19 protein-coding genes, 1 pseudogene and 1 other annotated feature are annotated in these 22,738 nt (G+C 37.6%); of the genes and pseudogenes, 8 read left to right on the top strand and 12 right to left on the bottom strand.

The window, feature by feature from the left end; translation table 11 throughout:
* Window positions 1-286 precede the first annotated feature (286 nt).
* The gene (gene rpsD, locus AN161_RS00195; protein ID WP_053592359.1) at window positions 287-889 is read left to right on the top strand and encodes a 30S ribosomal protein S4; all 603 of its coding nucleotides are present in this window, start codon (window positions 287-289) and stop codon (window positions 887-889) included.
* A gap of 712 nt (window positions 890-1,601) precedes the next feature.
* Here rpsD and AN161_RS00190 read toward each other — a convergent pair.
* Window positions 1,602-1,979 (bottom strand): hypothetical protein, encoded by a 378-nt coding sequence (locus tag AN161_RS00190; RefSeq protein WP_053592358.1) that lies wholly within the window; start codon window positions 1,977-1,979, stop codon window positions 1,602-1,604.
* Window positions 1,980-2,139: 160 nt separating this feature from the next.
* On the opposite strand from AN161_RS00190, the gene AN161_RS00185 reads away from it, so the two are divergent.
* Window positions 2,140-2,337, top strand: a complete 198-nt coding sequence (locus AN161_RS00185; protein WP_053592357.1) for a hypothetical protein — start codon at window positions 2,140-2,142, stop codon at window positions 2,335-2,337.
* Window positions 2,338-2,703: 366 nt separating this feature from the next.
* Here the strand turns inward: AN161_RS00185 and AN161_RS00180 are convergent, their stop codons facing one another.
* Window positions 2,704-3,270 carry a hypothetical protein gene (locus AN161_RS00180; protein WP_053592356.1) on the bottom strand — a complete coding sequence of 189 codons (567 nt, stop codon included), beginning with the start codon at window positions 3,268-3,270 and terminating at the stop codon, window positions 2,704-2,706.
* A gap of 17 nt (window positions 3,271-3,287) precedes the next feature.
* On the bottom strand, window positions 3,288-3,860 hold the full coding sequence (locus AN161_RS00175) for a matrixin family metalloprotease (RefSeq protein WP_053592355.1): 573 nt from the start codon (window positions 3,858-3,860) through the stop codon (window positions 3,288-3,290).
* Between the two features lie 30 nt (window positions 3,861-3,890).
* On the opposite strand from AN161_RS00175, the pseudogene AN161_RS00170 reads away from it, so the two are divergent.
* Window positions 3,891-4,642: pseudogene (locus AN161_RS00170) on the top strand (site-specific integrase); the annotation flags it as partial.
* A gap of 519 nt (window positions 4,643-5,161) precedes the next feature.
* On the opposite strand, the gene AN161_RS00165 reads toward AN161_RS00170, so the two are convergent.
* The 3 genes from AN161_RS00165 to AN161_RS30405 form a co-directional block, all read right to left on the bottom strand.
* Window positions 5,162-6,076 (bottom strand): M23 family metallopeptidase, encoded by a 915-nt coding sequence (locus AN161_RS00165; protein WP_241774454.1) that lies wholly within the window; start codon window positions 6,074-6,076, stop codon window positions 5,162-5,164.
* Window positions 6,077-6,294: 218 nt separating this feature from the next.
* A complete protein-coding gene (locus AN161_RS00160; RefSeq protein ID WP_053592353.1) occupies window positions 6,295-7,704 on the bottom strand; it encodes a hypothetical protein in 1,410 nt (469 codons plus the stop codon).
* 449 nt (window positions 7,705-8,153) lie between these two features.
* Window positions 8,154-8,276, bottom strand: coding sequence for a siphovirus ReqiPepy6 Gp37-like family protein (locus AN161_RS30405; RefSeq protein WP_220443505.1), 123 nt, complete (start codon window positions 8,274-8,276; stop codon window positions 8,154-8,156).
* An 896-nt stretch (window positions 8,277-9,172) separates the two neighbouring features.
* Between AN161_RS30405 and AN161_RS00155 the strand changes: the two genes are divergently transcribed.
* The 3 genes from AN161_RS00155 to AN161_RS00145 are packed head-to-tail and all read left to right on the top strand — an operon-like array spanning window position 9,173 to window position 11,444.
* Window positions 9,173-10,378: an iron-containing alcohol dehydrogenase gene (locus AN161_RS00155; RefSeq protein WP_053592352.1), complete on the top strand. Its 1,206-nt coding sequence runs from the start codon at window positions 9,173-9,175 to the stop codon at window positions 10,376-10,378.
* Window positions 10,379-10,401: 23 nt separating this feature from the next.
* Window positions 10,402-10,632, top strand: coding sequence for a hypothetical protein (locus tag AN161_RS00150; protein ID WP_053592351.1), 231 nt, complete (start codon window positions 10,402-10,404; stop codon window positions 10,630-10,632).
* A 2-nt stretch (window positions 10,633-10,634) separates the two neighbouring features.
* Entirely contained in the window at window positions 10,635-11,444 is an 810-nt protein-coding gene (locus AN161_RS00145; RefSeq protein WP_053592350.1) for a cobalamin-binding protein, read from the top strand.
* A gap of 454 nt (window positions 11,445-11,898) precedes the next feature.
* On the opposite strand, the gene tyrS is transcribed toward AN161_RS00145, so the two are convergent.
* Window positions 11,899-13,167: a tyrosine--tRNA ligase gene (gene tyrS / locus AN161_RS00140; RefSeq protein WP_053592349.1), complete on the bottom strand. Its 1,269-nt coding sequence runs from the start codon at window positions 13,165-13,167 to the stop codon at window positions 11,899-11,901.
* A 73-nt stretch (window positions 13,168-13,240) separates the two neighbouring features.
* Window positions 13,241-13,444: a binding site (T-box leader), on the bottom strand.
* Between the two features lie 102 nt (window positions 13,445-13,546).
* On the opposite strand from tyrS, the gene AN161_RS00135 reads away from it, so the two are divergent.
* Both AN161_RS00135 and AN161_RS00130 read left to right on the top strand, forming a co-directional pair.
* Window positions 13,547-16,654 carry a transglycosylase domain-containing protein gene (locus AN161_RS00135; RefSeq protein WP_053592348.1) on the top strand — a complete coding sequence of 1,036 codons (3,108 nt, stop codon included), beginning with the start codon at window positions 13,547-13,549 and terminating at the stop codon, window positions 16,652-16,654.
* A gap of 92 nt (window positions 16,655-16,746) precedes the next feature.
* Window positions 16,747-17,628 (top strand): NAD-dependent epimerase/dehydratase family protein, encoded by an 882-nt coding sequence (locus AN161_RS00130; RefSeq protein WP_053592347.1) that lies wholly within the window; start codon window positions 16,747-16,749, stop codon window positions 17,626-17,628.
* Between the two features lie 172 nt (window positions 17,629-17,800).
* Here the strand turns inward: AN161_RS00130 and AN161_RS29300 are convergent, their stop codons facing one another.
* The 5 genes from AN161_RS29300 to argC all read right to left on the bottom strand — a co-directional run bounded on the left by AN161_RS29300 (window position 17,801) and on the right by argC (window position 22,599).
* Complete coding sequence (locus tag AN161_RS29300; protein WP_158002936.1) at window positions 17,801-17,938, bottom strand: hypothetical protein; 138 nt, start codon at window positions 17,936-17,938, stop codon at window positions 17,801-17,803.
* A 195-nt stretch (window positions 17,939-18,133) separates the two neighbouring features.
* The gene (locus AN161_RS00125) at window positions 18,134-19,264 is read right to left on the bottom strand and encodes an acetylornithine transaminase (protein ID WP_053592346.1); all 1,131 of its coding nucleotides are present in this window, start codon (window positions 19,262-19,264) and stop codon (window positions 18,134-18,136) included.
* 289 nt (window positions 19,265-19,553) lie between these two features.
* Window positions 19,554-20,333, bottom strand: coding sequence for an acetylglutamate kinase (gene argB, locus AN161_RS00120; protein ID WP_053592345.1), 780 nt, complete (start codon window positions 20,331-20,333; stop codon window positions 19,554-19,556).
* Window positions 20,296-21,528 (bottom strand): bifunctional glutamate N-acetyltransferase/amino-acid acetyltransferase ArgJ, encoded by a 1,233-nt coding sequence (argJ, locus tag AN161_RS00115; protein ID WP_053592344.1) that lies wholly within the window; start codon window positions 21,526-21,528, stop codon window positions 20,296-20,298. The genes argB and argJ overlap by 38 nt, the downstream gene beginning before the upstream one ends.
* Window positions 21,529-21,564: 36 nt before the next feature.
* Complete coding sequence (gene argC / locus AN161_RS00110) at window positions 21,565-22,599, bottom strand: N-acetyl-gamma-glutamyl-phosphate reductase (protein WP_053592343.1); 1,035 nt, start codon at window positions 22,597-22,599, stop codon at window positions 21,565-21,567.
* Between the last annotated feature and the right edge of the window lie 139 nt (window positions 22,600-22,738).

Genomic DNA, 22,738 nt, shown 5'->3' with positions numbered 1-22,738 from the left:
ACTATTTTCCTTTTTCAAAAATAGCTTGTGTAATAATTGACGTCTATGTAATAAGCAGTTACAATGAAGTTTGTGTAAAATAAACGCAGCAGTGGTATGAGCTTATTACTGTATTTTATTCCTCTATTTTATTTAGGATACCTAAACAGATTCAAATAGATGGTGTATTGTGTAACCTAACGGCTGCATAGGCGAAAATACATGAAAATAAAATGCGTATAAGAATGGGTACTACTGGTTTTTGTTTTACAACAAAAAAACCAAATTTAAAGGAGGAGACAACAATATGTCTCGTTATACAGGTCCATCTTGGAAATTATCACGTCGTCTTGGTATCTCACTAAGCGGTACAGGTAAAGAAATCGAAAAACGCCCTTACGCACCAGGTCAACACGGTCCAAACCAACGTAAAAAATTATCAGAATACGGTTTACAACTTCAAGAAAAACAAAAACTTCGTCACATGTACGGCATGAACGAACGTCAATTCCGTACTCTATTTGACCGCGCTGGTAAAATGAAAGGTGTACACGGTGAAAACTTCATGGTTCTTCTTGAAACTCGCCTTGACAACCTAGTTTACCGTTTAGGTTTAGCTCGTACTCGTCGTGGATCTCGTCAATTAGTAAACCACGGTCACATCTTAGTAGATGGCAAACGCGTTGATATCCCTTCATACAGCGTAAAACCAGGTCAAACGATTTCTCTTCGTGAAAAATCTCAAAACCTTGCTGTAGTAACAGAAGCAATCGAAGTAAACAACTTCGTACCTGACTACTTAACATTTGATGCTGACAAAAAAGAAGGTACATTCACTCGCCTTCCAGAGCGTTCTGAATTATCAGCTGAAATCAACGAAGCATTCATCGTTGAGTACTACTCTCGTTAATTAAATTACTCTGCAAAGAGTAGTTTAGAAAACCCTAGAAAGCCTTTTATATCAAGGTTCTCTAGGGTTTTTGTTTTTTATCAACGATGCACAATCATGCATTAAAAGTTATTGCTTTGGGGCTAATATTGGGGCTGAATTGGGGCTAATTATTAATGCTTTTGGTGGGCATGTTTATAGGGATGTGTAAGTAGGATTGGGAACAATACCCCAGTCCTTTTTATTTTGACTTCCACAAAAGACACCTGCCGTAGCAAGTGCTTTGTAAAACATCACCACAAAATTGTGGGCATCTTTTCACGGTCGAATTTCCGGCTACGAAATCTCATGACTTAAAATTCAGCAGCCAAATACTTTAGCTCAAATTTGCGCCGACCTCATAAAATTTATAGACTCGTTAAAATTTACAATTCCTCATTTTTGAGGACACCCACTTGTACTTTCAGACATAAATGTCGTAAAGCCGACTACTTTATTAGGACAATCCATTTTTGGTTTGACCACCACAACGAACCTCTAAATTCGTAATTCGTCAAATTGACGACTCGCGCCACTTCGAAAATTTAGGATTTGTGAGCAATATGAAAATTGCGTATCAGTAGTTAAAAAACAAAAATCGAAAAATAGGACTGGTAAGAAGTTCCCTCACCTATTCGAATTATAGTGAAAGGACTGCACAAAATTGTGCAACCCCCTTATTCGTGTTAGAATATTATTTAACTTGTATTTCTTTAGTCGATGTTGGCGCATCGGCTTTTTTATTTTCCTCGTCTTTAACCACAACTTTCTCTACAGTTTCAGTTATATATGTTAAGACTTCCTCAAAATTTTCTGGCTCTCTACCAAATTCCTTGATAAATGTTTTTATATTGTTTTCCATAGTAAGGTAGTTCCAACCTTCTAGGCTGTTCATATCAGGCTTTGTAGCTGCATTATTCGATTCGTCTAACGAGCCTTTAGAAACGATTAGCTCAAACAATTTGTCAGAAGTTTTATTCACTCCTTCTATTGATTCACCAATGCTTTTTGTTAAAGGACAAAAGCCCATATCAATTAAACGAACAGTATCTCGTATTTCATCTATTGCCATATAAGCTAATCCTCGGTCTTTGCTCCAACCATTATGAACAATGTCACTTAGCACGCATTACGAAGTACCACAAGCTATTAACTGATGTGGAAGTGGTTTACATGCGCCAGCGCTTGTATAAAGTGTTTGGAAACGTATCTTTGAAAGGAAGTGAGGACGCATGAAGGTGACAGCAAAAGAATGGCGAGTAATGTCTGATCGCAATAAACAACAAAAGAAAATAGGAACTTCTCAACCTAATCTATCTAAAAAACTACAGAATAACAGCCTGTCCGTAGCTGACTTAGAAAAAATTGCTATTGCGTTAGATGTAAAGTTCGACTTGTATTTCACATTAGAGAACGGGGACCAAATCTAATAACAGAGCACAAAAAGCATCCGCTCCAATGAGAGTAGATGCTTTTTTATATTGAGGTGGTCATTAAATTATTTAAACTTTCATTTAAAGCCTTTAGATGTACTATAAGGCATTTCGGCTTAATCATAATAGGTTTACCTGTGAAACCGATGTCCAGAGACTGTGAGCGTTACAAATTGTTTAATTGTTGTTATAGAGGCATTCGTGAAACTACAGGAGCTTTCTATGAGCGTAATAAAAGGACTTGCAGTTATGAAGAATAATCACATTGCAAGTCCTATCCTATTAAACTATAGCCCACGTTACTTTAATAACAATCTTAATTTTGTTTACCGAAAAGAACAATTTGATAAAGTAAAGATTACTTTATTCATATTTTGCTCTAATTTTTTTGTGTAATTCTTCAAATTCTGAGCCAGCTTCTAAGTTGGCTGAAAATTCCTTGCTCAGTTTAATCATTGCTTTTCCTTGATCTTTTCCTGCAATCATGAACTTTCCATCTTCACGCTTAATTAAAAACAAGATGTATTCTTCTTCATCAGCCATCTTGGTATATTGTTCGGAAATAACCTCGAGCTTCCCAATAGTCTTATTTTCGCCAATTGCATATGGCTCAAGGACAGTTAACTTATCGCCTATCTTTACTTCCCCCTTTATGGGTTTCGTAATTATAACCTCACGTTCGGTCCAATACCACAGGGGTAATCCATCATTGTCATATTCCATATGATTTATTACGTTTGGTTTTACACGTACAGTTGCGATAACATCTGAATCATTTTCTATTTCAGAAACCTCTTGGTATATCTGCATATCTGATCGGGATATGATGGTACTTTTTAAAGTATTATCGAGGTAGACAAACGTAGCGTAGCCGACGGCAATTATAGCTAAAAATACAATTAATCCATATTTAGTTTTTTTGTTTACCATTAAAATATTCCCCCTGTCTAATTCCCATATATGGCTTTAAGGCCATTTTTGTCATCCGTCTGGGTTACACTATAATCAAGATCTCCTTGAAGCATGATGGCTGGTGATTTATTAGAGTGATCTAATCCAAGAGAATGACCAAACTCATGCCCTGGTGCCTTGTATTTCCACTTTTCGGATATATTTTTATATACTGGTTGATTAATCCTTATTCTCGACATTTCATAAGTGCAATCCCAACATGCAACATAGTTTCCAAAGAAATTAGTTTTGTAGTTTAGGGAATCAGCTACACTTGTATCCCCTGTGTCACCTGCATAAACTTTTATATCTACATAACCCGATGTAACAGGTGTAAGTTTCACCTTTGTCGATACATTATTCCATGTAGTGGCCCCATAATCAACGCGACCTCCATAACCATAACTACCAACAGAAGCATCTTTCCAATAAGTTAAATTAGCTGCACTAACGGCACTCCATTTACCATTGGGGCCATTTCGAACATAAGCATATGCTTGTGTTGCAGAGATAATAACAAATAATGTTGTAATAAAAACGATCAATATACTTCTATTCTTCTTTGTCAAAATTGTAATCCTCTCCCATATATGTTAATCTATAAACCAAGTACAATTAGATTATTCCACAATTTATTTAAAATTGCTATCAATGCAGCAGTTGAAGAAGAAATTCTACTTCGAAATCGTTTTACCAAAATTGCATTTGATGAAACAGCGAACGTTTCCATCTAACTCCTGAAGAATTAGGCCTGTTTTTAAAAACCGCTAAGGAAACAGAAAACATTACAAATTATACTTTCCTTCTATTGATCGCCTATACAGGTATTCGTAGAGGTGAAGCGTGCGGACTTCAATGGAAAAATATCGACTTTAAAAACAATACGATTACTATTGAACGTACTCGAGATCAAAAAGGGACACGTCCCCCTAAAACTAAAAATAGCCTACGTACGATTAAAGTTGAAAAGTCTGTACTTGCACAACTAGAGAAATACCATACATGGTGTAAGGCTACTCTTTTTGCTTTCGGAAAGAAAATTAAAGATACAAGTTATGTATTCGTCTCCTATCAAACAGGTGAACCAATTTCAGATTCTGGACTACTTTATATGACCAGACGTGTAGTAGAAAAAGCAAGTCTATCTGAAATCACACTTCATGGATTACGCCATACACACTGTACTGTATTATTAAATAAAGGTGTCAATGTGAAAGTAATTGCCGAACGTTTAGGAAATACACCAACAATGATCTATGAAGTGTATGGACATGTATTAAAAGAACTTGAAGAAGAAACAGTTCAGATTTTCAGTGATAGTATTGGGGCTAATTCTGGGGCTAAAAAATAAATATACACCGCAAACTACTGGTATTACTGCATTTTCTAGTTGAGTTGTATTCTACTCTCGTTAATTTTTTTGGTCTGTCAATCAACGATTTTATAAAACCCCGAAACAAGGTAAACCCTTTTGTTTCGGGGTTTTTTCGTTTATTAGATATATATTAAGTTACAACAATTTATGATTATTTTTGATTTTAATTGGGGGCATCTAGGGGCAGTGCAAATTACAAGAATTAATAATCGGGCAGATGTACATTAACATTGAAATAGATCAAAACGTTTCTTCTGCATTCATTAAGAAAATGTTCTAATATTAGAGTGAAAAGTCACTCATTATTTTTCAAATGAGTGACTTTTTATAGATATCAATATTCAGTTTCTACTGACAACAATTGGTTATACACTACTTAAATAATATATTCATCTATCCTTATTTTATACACAAAAAAGACTAGCATGGCATAATTGCTTTGCTAGTCTTTTATCTTATTAAACATACTAGGAAAATTTAAAATATCTTTTAATTCTAGTTTTTAGTTACTAATACTTGATCAGCTTTAACCCATTCTGCACCTAAATTGTACCAACCGTCTTTAGCCGCATGTACTTTATAAGTTCCTGGTGCTAATTGACGATTAAATGCTCCGTTAGGAGAACTATACGTATTGATAGTAGATGTAACAGTTGCATGGTGATTAGCAATAGTTCCGTAAGCATTATGGATATAACCAGATCCTACATTATAGAATAGAGTTCCATCAGCTGCATATTCTCTTTGACCATACACTTTGTATCGTCCGCCAGCTTCAAGTTGACCTATAATTCCATATCCAACATATTCGAAAACGTTTGCTTTCTGAGTAATTGTAATCGTTGCCCAAGTTCCATCATAAGTATGGTAGCTACCTGTTGGCTTGTCCCCGTTTAAATAAGGCATAGGGTCTACTGCCTCTGATTGAGACACTCGTGCTTTTTCATATAATTCAAAGTGCACGTGTTGACCAGTTGAGCTCCCGCTGTTCCCCATAACACCAATTTTAGCACCTTGACTTACAGTTTGACCAACAGAAACACTAATAGATTGTAAATGAGCATAAAGAGTATCATATGTTTTCCCATTAATATTGTGTCGAACAATTACATAGTTTCCATAACCAGAATTACATGTATTACCGAGAGAGCCATTATTAGAACAACCACCAACGGCTTTGTTAATCACACCCGCAGCAGAAGCATTTACCGGTACATTGGAGCTACTATTTGCAATATCAACTCCATAATGCATTGAACCATCTCTCATGCCATAAAGGCTTGTATAATAACCAGTAGCTGGTTTCACGAATATCTGTGCAGCAGAAGCAGACTCGGCTTTACCAAAAGCTAAAATAGTAAGCAACACAGCAAAACTTAGTAAAATCTTAAAAATTTGTTTTTTCATCATCTATCATTCTCCTTTTAACATTTAAACTATTATTGAATTTTCAATATTTTAGTAGTATTAGATTGAATAATATATCGAAATTTTTTTGAGCAATAACTAGAGAAATATACTAAAAATAATACTGAGTTAATAGAAAGAGCCCATTACCAATTAAGCTAATGGGCTTAAGTTTTTTAATTTCTTTCCTCTATAACTTAATAATTTTTTCCAAACATGTTTTAGTTAAGCGTTGTTATTCCATTATTCATGGCACCAGCTAAGCCTTGAAGTACACGAGATGCACCAGCTTCTGCTTTGAAGCCAATATGAGATGATGCTACATAATATGGGGCAGCCAGAGATGTTCCTGATTTCGCTTTAATTGCATTCCCAATAGTGGTATTAACCAAAGTATGATCTCCATTCCAAGTCATTGAATAGAGGTAAGATGTGACAGAAATTGGATCGTTAGCATCTTGATAGGCAAGACTTAAGAAGCCACTTCCTTCTTTAGAAAATGTACCTTCATTATAATCCGACGGTCCTTGTTTTCCATTTTTTTGATAATCATACCAATTTTTCGCTACATCTAGCCAACCATTATCTTTACTTGCCCCTAATGCAACAAAATTGGGTCCACCTATTTCAAAAGCTTGATTAGAATAAGCTGTGAACGATTTATAATAATTGGCTAATTCCGTAGCCACTGATGAACATACATGAGTAGGTAAAGCAACAACATGCCTTAGCTGTGGAGCCTTGGCAGATAACTCTAGCTCTGCACAACGATAGGCTCTCGCTGCAAAATTAAGACCCATCACAATAAGCGCATTATAACCCGCAGATGGGAAGTATCCCCTAACCTGGTTAACCGCAGAATTGTTATTGTCATTGTAAATACCACCACCCATAGGTAAACACAATTCAGTTAGGCCATTATTCGATCGAGTATTACCAAATTTAGTTCGTAAGCTATTCGCTAATTTATTAAAGAAAGCATTAAATTTAGTATAAGTATCATTCCCTGCCCCTTTAATAGCTGTATGAATAAAGAATTTAGCTCCTAATTGGATAATTATTCCGTTCAATGCGAAACAAGCGTGATTTGTACCATTGAAGTAATTATGAGTTGAGACAACAGTTCGGTAATCCGCATCAAGTTTTCCTTGATCTAAACGTATAGCAAACTCATTGTCTAATAGCGTAGTATTTAAGTAAGTGTTCAAATAAGATAGTAATTGTGTTCTTGTTACTGCTGTTGTGCCAGCTAGAGTGTAGTCGAATTTACCCTCATTCGCTAAAGCGTAAGCTGAATAAAGACCCATAGGACCTAATCCGCCTGCTGGTCCACCTGATTTATAATTCACAATATTAGATGCATACCTATTTAAGATGCGATGAATACGTGCCAATATGTTTGTTCGCACCGTAGAGGTAGAAGCATTTGGGTAAAGAGACGTTAAAAAAAGTAATTGACTTCCTGATCGTTGAATTTGTATTTCAGATGTTGGTGCTGGATTATTTTCAAAAATTCCATGAAAATTTGCACGGTTATCAGCACCAACTGGGTCTGCTGGTAAGCGACTAGCTCCTGTTCCCATTAAATTTGTAAAGATTTTTTCTGCTTCTGTTTTGACTGTGAATGCCAAAGATATCATCCCCTTTTCATTTTATAAAAACTCATTTTAAGAACATTTGTTCTTGTTTTGATTATAGAACAAACGTTCTTATTTATCAAGAGGAAAATTCTTTTTGAGGAAAATAAATGAAGTAAACTGTTGAACAGGTGATTTTGAAGGATTAAAAATTATAATCTCCCAACGATAAAAAAATAAGCGAAAGTAGTATTTACCTACTTTCGCTTAAACTTTACATTTTTAATTCCTTCAATGAAAAATAAAGGTTTGTCTTTTATTACTGCTGCAATATAAAAATGCATTTTATCATCATTCTTTTGTTTGTAGTGGTTTATCCAATCCGTTTTTAATATCCAGTTTAAATTGTTCCTCTGTAATCAGCTTGTGGAAGCACTGTTGATTGGCTACTAGGTTTCTTCCTTCTGTACTGTGAATACAAAACGCTTGTTTTTTAAATCGAGCTAAATGTTCCACCCTAGCCCATGTAGCTCTGACAACTCTTTCAGCTTTTCATTTAATGGATCATATCTCGAATTTTCTTCAATGACCGGACCTCTATTTTTGGAGCAAGTGAAGCGGCTCATCGGACGCCCCCAGGAAAGCGCCCAGCGCACGTTATGGTGATGGGCCCTGTAAATGCCTAAAAAATAAGAAAAGGAACCTTTTATCTTTGCGGAAGTCTAAATAGAAAATATTACAAATGATAAGGAGGAAATAATGGGGTATTTCTGAACTTACTGTGATGGTTTTAATTTATAGTGGCATCATGATTTTTTTCTTAGTTCCCTTTAAAAAGCATCAAAGCAAGGAAATTAAGCGTCCAATTACTTTTAAGAAAGTCTACTGCATATCACTTTTCATAAAAAGGCTTTACTAGCTCTCCTTTTATTAAGCTTTTTGTTAGTAGCTATTTGGTTTGGTTATGAGCAGGAGGTATATCATTTTAATGCTCACAGTGGTTATCCTCCTATAAGTACAGATTCAGAAACAATTTTCTTTATGTGCGCATCACTTGGATATACGGTCATTCTTTATTTACTTCTCGCATTCTGGATCTCCTTAAACATTTTAAAAAGAAGGAGAGAATAATTATTCCTATAAATTATGACAATTTTTTGTACTTTAAAATAGTAATTACACAATTAAAAAACAACTTAATCACTACTATTATACTAAAAACAAATTATCATTTTTTTACTATTCAACACTTCTTTAAAATAGAACCATATACCAAAAAATATATTTTACTTTCATAGGAAAACAATTTTTAAAACGTTTTCAAATCAACAATCCTAGACAATTCAACCTTCCATCATATCAAAAACCCATCTAACTTTTTTGTAAAATAATAACACAATTAAAATTAACAATTTTAATAAAAATACGAGTTGAACTTTTACAAAAAATAGAATACTATGAATTTCGAAAGGTGGTTCGCCATCATTCAAGCAATAACAATTATTTTAAAGGGGTTGGAAATATGTCAGACGTTCTAAAGCAATTTGTTATGCCGAAAACAAACTTATTTGGACCTGGAGCAATTCAAGAAGTTGGTAAACGCTTAAATGATTTAGAAGTAAAAAAGACATTAATCGTAACAGATGAGGGCTTACACAAATTAGGTCTCTCTGAACAAATTGCTAACATCATTACAGCTGCTGGAATTGATGTATCAATTTTCCCGAAAGCAGAACCAAATCCAACAGATCAAAACATTGAAGATGGAATTGCAGTGTATCATGCTGAAAACTGTGATTCAATTGTTTCTCTTGGAGGAGGTAGCGCACACGATGCAGCAAAAGGTATCGGACTTATTGCTTCGAATGGTGGACGCATTCATGATTATGAGGGCGTTGACAAATCACAAAACCCACTGGTGCCATTAATCGCTATCAACACAACTGCTGGTACAGCAAGTGAAATGACTCGCTTCACAATTATCACGGATACTGCGCGGAAAGTGAAGATGGCCATCGTTGACAAACATGTTACTCCACTACTGTCGATTAATGACCCAGAGTTAATGATTGGCTTACCTCCTGCTCTAACTGCGGCAACTGGTTTAGATGCATTAACACATGCAATCGAATCATTTGTGTCGACAAACGCAACACCAATTACTGATGCATGCGCGGAAAAGGTACTTCAGCTAGTTCCTGAATATTTACCTCGTGCCTATGCAAACGGTGCAGATTTAGAAGCACGTGAGCAAATGGTTTACGCACAATTTTTAGCAGGCATGGCGTTTAATAATGCATCACTTGGTTATGTACATGCAATTGCTCATCAATTAGGTGGTTTCTATAATCTTCCACACGGCGTATGTAATGCTATTTTATTGCCACATGTTTGCCGCTTTAACTTAACAGCACGTACAGAGCGTTTTGCAAGAATTGCTGAATTATTAGGCGAAAACGTTGAAGGGTTAAGTAAACGTGATGCTGCTGAAAAAGCAATTACAGCAATTGAAAATCTCTCTAATGATTTAAACATTCCAAGTGGCTTCCGCGAATTAGGTGCGAAGGATGAGGATATTGAAATCTTAGCGAAAAATGCACTGTTAGATGTTTGTGCTGCAACAAACCCACGTAAAGCAACTTTAGAGGACATTAAACAAATTATTACGAATGCGATGGGCCCTGTAGCTAAAAAAGAAGAATCACTCGAAGCTGTAGCACTTTCTTAATAAGCAATCAAACGGCATGTCTCTTGCAGGCATGCCGTTTTTCTCTTTATTCAGCAATTATTTTTGTAGCGAAAGCGCAGCGGCAGCAACAGATGTTTTTTGTAGCGAAAGCGCAGCGGCAGCAACAGATGTTTTTTGTAGCGAAAGCGCAGCGGCAGCTACAATTACGCCTGATTAAAGAAAAAAAGCATTCTGTCATTGTAAGTGACTCTAACACTCGCTATACTTTTCTTAAAAAAGAATTGGAGAAATAAATATGCGTTTAATCTCAATTTGTCCTAGTAATACCGAGCTTGTTGCTTATTTAGGCCTGACTGATCAGCTTGTTGGTGTCGATGATTTTTCGGATTGGCCATTAGCAGTAAAAGACTTACCTCAGCTTGGCCCAGATTTATCAATTGATATGGATGCATTAGAGGCATTGCAGCCTGATCTTGTTCTCGCATCCTTAAGTGTCCCTGGCATGGAAAAAAATATCGAAGCGTTACAAGCTAGAAATATTCCTCATATTGTTTTTAATGCTAATTCATTAGAGGAAATCGCACAGGATCTCCATACTTTAGGTAAAGTCTGCGGAGTTGAAGGACGTGCAAAAGAAATTTCTGAGGAATATTTACATTATATTGATCGTCTTCGCACAGTTGCTCAAAAGATTCCTAAAAAACCTACTCTCTATTGGGAATGGTGGCCAAACCCTATCTTTACACCAGGAAAAATTAATTGGCTAACTGAAATTAGTGCCATTGCTGGTGGGCAAAATCTGTTTCAAGATGTAGAACTAGCAAGCGTGCAAACTGATTGGGCTGATGTAGTAAGGCGCGACCCTGACTATATTATGATGGCTTGGGTAGGCGTTGCCTTTGAGCGTATTCAACCGGCTAATTTATTAAAACGTTCACATGCGCAGGAGCTTCAAGCCATTAAAATGAAACAGCTTCACGTAATGGAGGAATGGCTTTATTGTCGCCCATCACCACGCCTTTTAGAGGGTGCATTAAAGCTAGCGAATATGCTTCACCCCAAAGAATATAAGCACGTAAAGCTTCCTAGTTTTTTAGATAGCTAAAAGAAATCGTCAACGAAGTCTTTGTTAATATTATGGCGCTTTAAATGAGAGAGAATTCTTTTCCACGCTACTCGCTTTCGCACAAAAAACATCTTACTGGAGTTTCGTCTTATAACTATGACATGCCAGAAGATACATGCTATGTGAAGTGGTATATTGGAGTAGAGGCTGGGCGACATAATAAAGTAAAAGGATTCATACACAGTTTTGTGTATGAATCCTTTTTTTGCTCTTTGAAAGGTGGATGTCGATAAAATTTAAAAGTTGGGCGATAAAACATGAAAGTTAAGCGATAAAATTCAAAAGTTGGATGACATTTTTTAAAACGGACGTCAATCCCTCGTTTTGCCGAAGACATACTTTATTTGCATCTTAATTTCATTGACACAATCCTTTTACAAGGAAACAAAACATCCCCTCATATAGAAGGGATGTTTCTTTGTGTGAGTCTGAATTAAACAAACTTCACCATATGGTATTTTTTCTTGCCTCGACGAACAATGCTGAATGCATCTTCTAAGCGATCTTTGCCATCGATTACATATTCTAACTCAGTGACCTTTTCACCGTTCACGCTAATCGCACCATTTGTTACGTCTTCACGAGCTTGACGTTTTGAAGGTGAAATACCCGCTTCCACTAATAAGTCCACAATGTTTTTATCTTCTTTCGCCAATTCAATAGAAGGAACATCTTTAAACGCATCTTTCATTTCATCAGCAGAAAGTGCTTTTAAGTCTCCAGAGAATAAAGCAGCTGTAATGCGGATTGCTTGGTCTAATGCTTCTTGACCATGAATTAAGCGAGTCATTTCTTCAGCTAATGCTTTTTGCGCCTTACGTAAATGTGGTTCCTCTTCTACAGATACTGCTAAAGCTTCAATTTCTTCACGAGAAAGGAATGTGAAGATTTTTAAGTATTTTACAACGTCAGCATCCGCAGCATTGATCCAGAATTGGTAGAACTCGTATGGAGATGTTTTCTTGCCATCTAACCAGACAGCACCACCAGCTGTTTTACCAAATTTTGTTCCGTCTGCTTTCGTTACTAAAGGAATTGTTATACCAAATGCTTTCGTCTCTTCCTCATGTGTTTTACGAATAACTTCTAAACCTGTTGTAATATTTCCCCACTGGTCAGAGCCACCTACTTGAATGCGACAGTTGTAATGATTGTATAAATGATTGTAATCAATACCTTGAATTAAAGTGTACGCAAATTCAGTAAATGAAATTCCTGTGTCAAGACGTGAAGCAATTGTATCCTTCGCTAACATGTAGTTCACGTTAATTAATTTCCCGTAATCGCGTAAAAACTCGATCGTATTTATATTGCCAATCCAATCACGATTATTAACTAACTGAGCACCATTACCATCTTCTGCAAAGTCAAAAATACGCTCTAATTGGCTACGGATACCTTGAACATTTTTATCAATTTGCTCAACTGTTTGTAATTGGCGTTCTTCAGAGCGACCTGATGGATCTCCAATCATACCAGTCGCACCACCAACTAACAAAATTGGACGGTGACCTGCTTTTTGGAATCGACGTAGTGTTAAAAGTGGCACAATATGACCAATATGCATAGAATCCGCAGTTGGATCAACACCACAGTATAAAGAGACAGATTGCTCATCTAATAATTTGGTCATACCTTCAGCATCTGTTTGTTGATATAACAATCCGCGCCATTCTAAGTCTTGTAATAATTCGTTTGTCATTTTTATTCCTCCTAGTGTTTAATAATTCCGTGTAGGGAGAAATAAAAAAAGTCCCTACACGCAAAACATTGCATGCAGGGACGTTATAAACTAACGCGGTACCACCCGGCTTGAAGATGTCATCCATCTTCCTCTTCATTCAATCGCCTTTATCGCAGGCGCGCACGTCTAAGCTCCAAGCACGTAATTCGTCTCTACATTATGACCAGCTTTCACCAACCGCTGGCTCTCTAGACAGGGAATATAGACACTACTGCAAGCTCTTCTTCACTAGAAAACTATAAGCATTATTCTATACGATTCTTTTTCATTGTCAATAACTATGTTCGAGCTAAATCAATATGTGCTATAATAGACAAGATTTTAGGAGGTCGATACATTGAAAGATTGGATTGAGAAAATCAATGCAAAGATCGATGAATTAATTCAACAAAAATGGATGAAGAAATTACGTATTTCAGGAAGTGTTACCTGGAACTTATTTTTACTATTTTTAGTCTTTGCATTGGTAGGCACTGTATTTGCCGGTTCAGTTGGCGCTGGCTATTTTGCTTCACTTGTAAAAGAAGAGCCCCTACGCTCAAAGGAAGAATTACGAAAAGAAATTTTCAATTACGATTCAACAAGTGAGATTTATTTTGCCAACGATATTTATATCGGAAAATTACGTACAGATTTAGACCGCCGAGTAACAACATTAAACGATGTCGCACCTGATGTTGTGAATGCGGTATTAGCGACAGAGGACGAGTATTTCCGTGAACATAACGGAATAGTTCCGAAGGCCGTCATCCGCGGGCTAGTTCAAGACGTAACAAACTCTTCTACACAAACTGGTGGCTCTACACTAACACAGCAGCTTATTAAAAACCAAGTATTAACAAACGAAGTATCATATGAACGAAAAGCAAAAGAACTTTTACTTGCGATGCGCTTAGAACACTTTATGAAAAAGGAAGAAATTTTAGAGGCCTATTTAAACATAATACCTTATGGTCGAAACGCTTCCGGTCGAAACATTGCAGGGGTAGAAACAGCTGCTGAAGGTATTTTCAATGTAAAAGCAAAGGATTTATCACTTCCTCAAGCAGCATATATAGCTGGTATACCTCAATCACCTTTTACTTACACACCTTTCACAAATACAGGTGTACTTAAAAGTAAAGAAGCTCTACAACCAGGTATTGATCGTATGAAAACTGTACTTTATCGTATGAAAGACGCAGGTTATATTAACGAAGCTCAATATAAAGAAGCACTGGCTTACGATATCACAGCTGACTTCCGTTCACCGGAGATGCGCGCAGAAGATCGCTACCCATGGCTAACGTATGAGCTTGAAAGTCGAGCAAAAGACATTATTGCGGAAAAACTAGCAGAAGCAGATGGTATTGATCCAGAGCGCTTAAAAAATGAAACAAAATTAAAAGAAAAGTATACGATTTTAGCAGATCGTGATGTCCGCTCAAAAGGTTATCGTATCTATTCAACTATTAATAAGGATATGTACGATTCGATGCAAAAAGCAGCGGAAAACTTTCAAAATTACGGTCATACTTACACCGTTAAAGACAAAGATCCTGTAACAGGTGAAGAAATTGATGTTCAAATGCCTGTACAGGTTGGTAGTATTTTAATTGAAAATACTACAGGACGTATTTTAAGCTTTGTCGGTGGTCGTGATTTTGAATTAAAAAGTTATAACTATGCTACACAGGCAAAACGCTCAAATGGCTCAACAATGAAGCCTTTACTCATATATGCACCTGCAATAGAATACGGTGTAATCGGTGCAGGTAGCCCATTAGTCGACGTAAAATTCTCTATTCCCGGATGGAGTCCAAACAACTATAATACTAATGATGAACGAGGACTAATCCCTGCACGTGAGGCATTAGCAGATTCACAAAACTTATCAGCTATACGTCTATATTATAGTATTCTTAACAGACGCCCTGCCGATTATTTAGTAAAGATGGGAATCACAACCCTAAAGCCTGCTGATTTCACAAACATTTCAACTAGTCTCGGAGCCGTAGAAGAAGGTATTACTGTTGAAGAGAACACCAATGCCTTTGCAACTTTTGCAAATGGTGGACAATTCATAGACTCTTATATGATTGATAGAATTGAAGACCAAAATGGAAATATCATTTATAAACACGAAGTTAAACCTGAACAAGTATTTAGTCCTGAAACTTCTTATATCGTTACAGATATGTTACGAGATGTGCTAACAAAAGGTACAGGTACACTTGCAAGAAATACATTAAAATTCTCTGCTGACTTTGCCGCTAAAACAGGTACTTCAGAAGGCTACAAAGACGTTTGGCTAGTTGGTTATAACCCGAATGTTTCTCTTGGTGTATGGATGGGTTATGATAAAAATCAAACACTGGATGCATTTAATAATACGTATCAACGGCCTAGCATGCGAATTAATAAACTATGGGGAACATTAATGAATTCTGTGTATGATGTAGATCCACAGTTAATTGCCCCTAAAACTAGATTTGTGCAACCGAAAAATGTTGTTACTGCATCATTCTGTGGTATTTCTGGTTTAGCGCCATCTGCAGCATGTGCCAATGCTGGTCTCGTGCGCTCAGATTTGTTTAACGCGAAAGTATTTTTACCTTCACAAGCTGATGATAGCTTAGCTTCCTCAAGCGTTGTTACGATAAAAGGTAAAACTTATAATGCACTTCCTAACACACCGGCAGAATTTGTAAAAGCAGGTGGTGCAGGTATTAATCAAGCATTTATTAAACGAATGCTAGGCCCACTTGGCGGTAACCCGGCCAGCCTATTACCAAAAAATTCGTCATTAGCGAATTCATCGGTATCAGCTGTTGATTTCCCGGCAGATAATAATCCGCCAGCAGCTGTAACTGCTTCAGTTAATGGCAATACATTATCTTGGTCAGGCTCTTCAAACGATGTAGTCGGTTATCGTATATATAAAGTAACAAATGGTGGTAGAACACTTGTCGGATCGGTACTTGAATCAACACAAAGTATGGCGGTAGCAAGTGGTCAAGCCTACGTTGTTGTCGCTGTAGATATTACAGGTTTAACTTCATCGCAATCCAATGTTGTTTCTACTGGTGGCAGTGCAAGTGAAAAAGAAAAAGTAAAAGTAAAAGAAGAAGAACCTGAACAAAAAGAAAATCAAGAAGAAATTCCACCAACTACTCCACCTACTAATGAAAATGACCCGGGCAATAATGGAAGCGGCTCAGAAAATGGCAATGGTTCTGGTGGAAGTAACGGAAATGGCTCAAATAACGGCTCTGGGAACAACGGAAACGGCTCGAATAACGGCAATGGTTCCGAGAATAATGGAAATGGCTCGAATAACGGCAACGGTTCCGGAAACAACGGCAATGGCTCAAATAACGGCAACGGTTCCGGAAACAACGGCAATGGCTCTACCGGAGGAGATAACGGAAACACAACTCCACCTACTGACCCACCTGCCCAATAACCAACAAGCTTACTACAGTTCAAAAGTGATTGTAGTAAGCTTGTTTTTTTGTCATTATAAAGAAGACTACTAATTTGAAGGGGTGGGATAATATGAATATTTTAGTTTTAGGAGGCACTCGCTTTTTTGGTAAAAAGCTTATTGAACTCTGTCTTCAAAATGGGCATAGCGTAACTATTTTAACACGTGGTCAAAGTGGAAATCCTTTTGGTACAAAAGTGAAACAGCTAGTTGTTAATCGAGATGATGCTGATGCGTTGTCACAGGCACTATCAAGTACTACATGGGATATTGTCTATGATAATATTTGCTATTCTCCCAACGAAGCTCATAAAATATGTGAAATTTTAGAAGGTAAAACGAACAAGCTCGTTTTCACCTCTACTCTCTCAACCTACGAAATAGACGGCACTGTAAAAACAGAAGACGATTTTAATCCATACGATTATGAAGTTCGAATGGGAAACCGTGAAGATCTTTCATATGGGGAAGGTAAACGACAAGCAGAGGCAGTACTTTTCAAAGAGGCTACGTTCCCCGTCGTCGCTGTACGTTTCCCTATTGTTATGGGTGAGAATGACTATACACGCCGTTTACATTTTCACGTTGAACGAATTTTACAGGAGCAGCCTATTTCACTCCCAAATGTTGATGCGAAGATGAGCTATATTACGGATGACGAAGCAGCTGCATTTTTATATTTTGCTGGCATTACGCCAATTGATGGACCTTTTAATGCAACAGCAACAGGTGCGATTTCGTTAAAAAATTTGATTGGACTTATTGAAGAAGCAAGCGGAAAGCATGCAAAAATTTCACTTGTAGGTGGCGATGAAAAGTCGCAGTCCCCATACGGAGTTCCAGCAGATTGGTATATGTCAACTACAAAGGCAGAAGCTGCAGGCTTTGCATTTAGTCAACTTCATGATTGGCTTCCTGCTCTAGTGCAAACATTAGTAAAAGAGCTGCAATAAAGTGAAACTTTAATCGGTGGAGTATTCTTTACCCCACTGATTATTAGTCTTCACCAATCGGGCTTTTACGGGCAGTTACTCTCCCACCTAAATTCGAGGCGAGAGTCTTGTACCTAACGCTTTGCTTTCGGTACAGATAAAGTACTGCCCGTTAATGCGGGATAAGATTTTACTAAACTACAAACTTATCACCGAATGCGGGGTTGATTTCCGGTCCGGCTGGGCGCTTTGCCGCTGACGCTTCGCTTTCGCGCAGATAAAACATTGTTGCTGTCGCTTTCGCACAGATAAAACATTGTCGCTGTCGCACAGAGCAAAGCTTCCTAGGGGCGTCCGATGAGCCGCTGATCCCTAAGGAGTCGCCCAGCCTCCACTCCAATCAACTTTTATACATGGCATATTTTTAAAAAATATCATCCTCATTTTTAGAGGTAAGCATTAAAAAATCTGCTAGATTTCTTACAAAGAAGTCTAGCAGATTCATTCGTATTTAATTAACCTGATACTATGACAGTATCGTTTTTAAAATCGCTATCGCCTCATTGATTTCTGCTTTTGACACGGTCAATGGAGGTAAAAGTCGAATAACATTTGGCCCTGCACCTACTAATAATAAGCCCTTTTCCTCTGCTGTAGCTATATAAGGGGCAACCTCAGCATCGCCACAGCCAATGCCAAGCAGTAAGCCCTGGCCCTGTACCGTATAATTAGAAGGGAGATTCGCTTTCAACTGCTTCACAAAATACGTGGATAGCTCCTGTACATGTTGTAAAAAAGCAGGTTCAAAAACATGATCAAGCACGGTTTCAGCAACACTCATTGCAAGTGGATTACCACCGAATGTTGTCCCATGTGTGCCAGGACTAAATGTATCATATAGCTCAGCTGTTCCAAGCATCCCACCGACAGGGAAACCACCACCTAGCCCTTTTGCTAATGTCACAATATTTGGTTTTAATATCGTTTGCTCATAAGCATATCTTGTTCCTGTTCGTCCAATACCTGTTTGAACCTCATCGATAATCAGTAATATTCCTTTGTCATCACAGGCTTTAGCTATTGCTGCTGCGAATTCTGGAGATACACTGTTAACACCGCCCTCACCTTGAATCATTTCCAACATAATTGCTGCGACAGAATCATCAATCGTTGCTTCAAGTGCTGCCACATCATTAAAAGGAAGAATCGTAAATTTTTCAACAAGTGGTCCGAAGCCATTATGTACCTTGCCCTGACCTGTTGCGGACATAGCTCCAAAAGTTCGCCCATGGAAAGATTTTTCAAATGTAATAATATGATTTTTCCCTGTATGCTTACGCGCTAGCTTGATAGCCGCTTCGTTTGCTTCTGCACCGCTATTACAGAAAAATGCATAAGAAAAATGTGTATCTGCTATTAATTTTTGTGCAACCTTCTCCTGACCAGGAATATCAAAAAGGTTAGAAATATGCCAAAGCTTTTCACTTTGATCATGAATAGCCTTCACAATCGCAGGATTTGCATGACCAAGACTCACTACAGCGATCCCACTTGTAAAATCTAAATATTTTTTGCCAGTAGAATCTTCTACAATGGTTCCTTGCCCTTTGACAATTCGGGCGCGGCGTTTGCCGTAATTTCCAAATAAAGCACTCATTTTATCACTCCTACTAAATTTGCTATAGCTAGAACCATCAATCTTCTTCTCTACACAACTATATTGCTAACGTTAAGTCATTAGAACGGTCACTCTAATCTATAATGAAGAATGACCTTTACTGAGTGAGGCTAAAGTGATTAATCAATGGGGGTCTCTTCATTCTCCCACTGATTATTAGTCTTCACCAATCGGGCTCTTTTACAGGCAGTTTATCTCCCGCCTAACTTCTTTCGCTGAATTTGAGGTGGGAGTCTTGTACCTGTAACTTGCTTTCGATACAGATAAATTACTGCCCGTTCATGCGGGATAAAATCGTCGTACCTACTAGAGAATCCCCAACAATTTGCACTGATGGAATACCTGCACTTAAACATTCAAGAGCTCCTTGAACTTTTGGTAACATCCCACCATAAATATGCCCCTCCTCAATCCATTGATTGATGAAGGAAGGTGTTGCTTTCGATTGATATTCATTGTTAATTCGAATACCACTTACATCCGTTACAAGTAATAAGCTATCTGCATCTATAGCTAATGCTATTTCACTTGCTACCGTATCTCCATTAATATTTAATGCCTGACCACGTTCATCTGCTCCAATGCAAGCAATAACTGGTACAATCCCTGCACTAATTAATGCTTCTAGCAAAGATGTATTGACGGTTTTTACTTCACCAACAAAACCGTATACATCTTTGTCTAGATAATCCGCTACAATTAGCTGACCATCGAAGCCATTTAAACCAATAGCAGCAATACCTGCCGTTGTTAATTCATGAACAAGCGCTGGATTGACCTTACCTATTAACGTTGATTGTACAATGGCAATTGCAGCTTCGCTAGTAACACGAATACCGTTTAAAGCGTGTGATTCTACCCCGCGCACTGCAAGTTCACGGTTAATGGCTGGGCCACCACCATGGGTAATAATAAGCTCTATACCGCTCTCTTGGAGTTTTTTAAAATTCTCAAAAAACGACTCGTTTAAGCCTTCTAGCGTACTGCCACCAAGCTTAATGACCATACGTTTACGAACGGTATGATGCATTGATTTGGACGTAGTCATAGGTTAGATCACATCCCCAAGCATGCCCCTTGCCTTCACCCATACCAAGTGACACATAGATTTTCACTTCATTCATTTTTAAAATTCGAATTAATTCATCCTCTGAGAATGGAACTGGCTCACCGTTTTCGACCATTGTTGTGCCACCAATTTGGATCGTAATTTTATCCGGATCAACTTTCGCACCACTGTAGCCTACAGCTGCAATAATACGTCCCCAATTTGCATCACAACCAAATACTGCTGTTTTCACAAGTGGTGAACCAACTACTGTTTTAGCAATTTTACGTGCCTCTTCATCCGAAAATGCGCCTTCTACTTCAACCTCAATCAGCTTCGTTGCACCCTCTCCATCTTTGGCAATCATTTTCGCTAAGTCTTGTGCTACTGTTTTTAATGTATAATAAAAGTTTTGCCAATCTGGATGGGCCGGAGTTAAAGCTTCATTACCTGCTAACCCGTTTGCCATTATAACTACTGTATCATTTGTAGATGTATCTCCATCCACCGTAATTGCATTAAAAGTCAGATTTGTGATATCAGATAATGTAGCTTGCAGGACATCCGATTCAATATTTGCATCTGTCGTAATAAAACCAAGCATCGTCGCCATATTTGGTTCAATCATACCTGAACCTTTTGCAACCCCAGCGATAATAACCTCTTTACCATCGACAATAGTGCTGTAGCTTGTGTTTTTCATCACCGTATCTGTTGTCAAAATCGCTTGTGCAAAATCAATAGCACTTTCTAAACTATCCTTTGGCGCTAACTGATTAATCCCATTTGCCACTGGCTCCATATTCATCATTTCACCGATCACACCCGTTGAGCAAACCCCTACTAAATTTGCCTCGATACAAAGCTTTTCTGCCATTAGCGCCTGCATTGTTTGTGCATCCTTCGCCCCTTGCTTCCCTGTACATGCATTAGCATTTCCAGAGTTGACAATCATCGCCTGCATTTTCTTCGTTGTGTAGACAACTTCTTTCGTTACTTTTAATGGTGCTGCCTGCACAGCATTCGTTGTAAAGACACCGGCTACACTTGCTGGTACCTCACTGACTAACACGGCTAAATCTTTTTTCTTATGCTTTAATCCACAATGTATACCCGAAGCTTTAAAGCCTTTTGGTGAAACAATATTTTTACTTGATAATTTTTTCATAATATTTATTGATGCGATTAATGTCATAAAATAGTTCCTCCTTGTTTTTTTAATATGAGATCATTAAATAAAGAACGGTACAACATCCAGCCCTGTCGTTTGCGGTAAATCAAATTGAACGTTCATATTTTGAATGGCTTGCCCTGCAGCCCCTTTGACTAAATTATCTATGACACCAACAATTGTGGCACGATTTGTACGGCTATCTACTTTCACTAAAATATCGCAATAGTTCGAACCTTTAACATGGTTTGTTCCTAGGCTATTTGCATCTGTAACGATTCGCACGAACGGATGCTTTTCATAGGTATTCTGTAAACAAGATACTAACCGCTTCTCTGTGACACCAGGCATAACAGGCGCATATGAGGTCGATAAAATCCCTCTCGACATTGGCACTAAATGAGTATTAAAAGAAATAGTTGTTTCGACACCTGCAAACATAGAAATGGCCTGCTCAATTTCTGGTATATGCTGATGTGTATTCGTTTTATAGATTGAAAAGCTTTCATTCGCCTCACTAAAATGCGTCGTTTGTGATGGCTTATTTCCAGCTCCTGAAATCCCACTTTTTGCATCAATCACTAAAAAGCTCGGATCAATCAATTGTTCTTTTAGCAATGGTAACAACGAAAGCAAAACTGCTGTTGGATAGCACCCTGGATTTGCGATAAGAGACGCTTGTTGAACATGTTCTGCATTCCATTCAGTTAAACCATAAACACTTTGTTGAATAACTTCTAGTGGCGCCGCTTTTTTACCGTACCACGCTTCATAGCTTGCTGGATCTTTTAAACGGAAGTCTCCAGATAAATCTATTAACTTAGGACCTTTCCCTACCAATGGAGGTAATAGCTCACTTGTCACCCCTGAAGGCGTACTTGTAAAAACAACATCAAATTTCTCTAAAGCTCCATAATCAATCTTTTGTAAAGGTGTATCGGCAATATGAACAAGATGACCAAACTTAGAAGAAAAAATTACACCTTCTTCAGAAGATGTGAATAAATCGATCCGCTCCACCGCTTTATGATTATGTAAAAATCGAATAAGTTCTAATCCACCATATCCGGTTGCACCAACAATTCCTACTTTCAATACACTCACCTCTGAAATAAGTTAAAATTAGTATACGTCTGCATATTTATTAAGTCAACTGAATTTTTATTTATATTAGAATTTTTCGCAAACTTCGTTTAATGAATGATTTTGAAAAAAATTTAGATAACTAAACGCT

This window comes from Lysinibacillus sp. FJAT-14222 (assembly GCF_001278875.1).
GTDB lineage: Bacteria > Bacillota > Bacilli > Bacillales_A > Planococcaceae > Lysinibacillus > Lysinibacillus agricola.
The sequence above is the reverse complement of the archived record's forward strand: the minus strand, read 5'-3'. Positions and strand labels throughout refer to the sequence as shown.

Coding starts and splice junctions, on each gene's coding strand:
- AN161_RS00155 (WP_053592352.1), top strand. CDS start 9,173: ATGTCAGACGTTCTAAAGCAATTTGTTATGCCGAAAACAAACTTATTT.
- AN161_RS00130 (WP_053592347.1), top strand. CDS start 16,747: ATGAATATTTTAGTTTTAGGAGGCACTCGCTTTTTTGGTAAAAAGCTT.
- rpsD (WP_053592359.1), top strand. CDS start 287: ATGTCTCGTTATACAGGTCCATCTTGGAAATTATCACGTCGTCTTGGT.
- AN161_RS00165 (WP_241774454.1), bottom strand. CDS start 6,076: ATGATGAAAAAACAAATTTTTAAGATTTTACTAAGTTTTGCTGTGTTG.
- AN161_RS00180 (WP_053592356.1), bottom strand. CDS start 3,270: ATGGTAAACAAAAAAACTAAATATGGATTAATTGTATTTTTAGCTATA.
- AN161_RS00145 (WP_053592350.1), top strand. CDS start 10,635: ATGCGTTTAATCTCAATTTGTCCTAGTAATACCGAGCTTGTTGCTTAT.
- AN161_RS00185 (WP_053592357.1), top strand. CDS start 2,140: ATGAAGGTGACAGCAAAAGAATGGCGAGTAATGTCTGATCGCAATAAA.
- AN161_RS00190 (WP_053592358.1), bottom strand. CDS start 1,979: ATGGCAATAGATGAAATACGAGATACTGTTCGTTTAATTGATATGGGC.
- AN161_RS00125 (WP_053592346.1), bottom strand. CDS start 19,264: ATGAGTGCTTTATTTGGAAATTACGGCAAACGCCGCGCCCGAATTGTC.
- tyrS (WP_053592349.1), bottom strand. CDS start 13,167: ATGACAAACGAATTATTACAAGACTTAGAATGGCGCGGATTGTTATAT.
- argJ (WP_053592344.1), bottom strand. CDS start 21,528: ATGACATTAATCGCATCAATAAATATTATGAAAAAATTATCAAGTAAA.
- argB (WP_053592345.1), bottom strand. CDS start 20,333: ATGACTACGTCCAAATCAATGCATCATACCGTTCGTAAACGTATGGTC.
- AN161_RS30405 (WP_220443505.1), bottom strand. CDS start 8,276: ATGAGCCGCTTCACTTGCTCCAAAAATAGAGGTCCGGTCATTGAAGAA.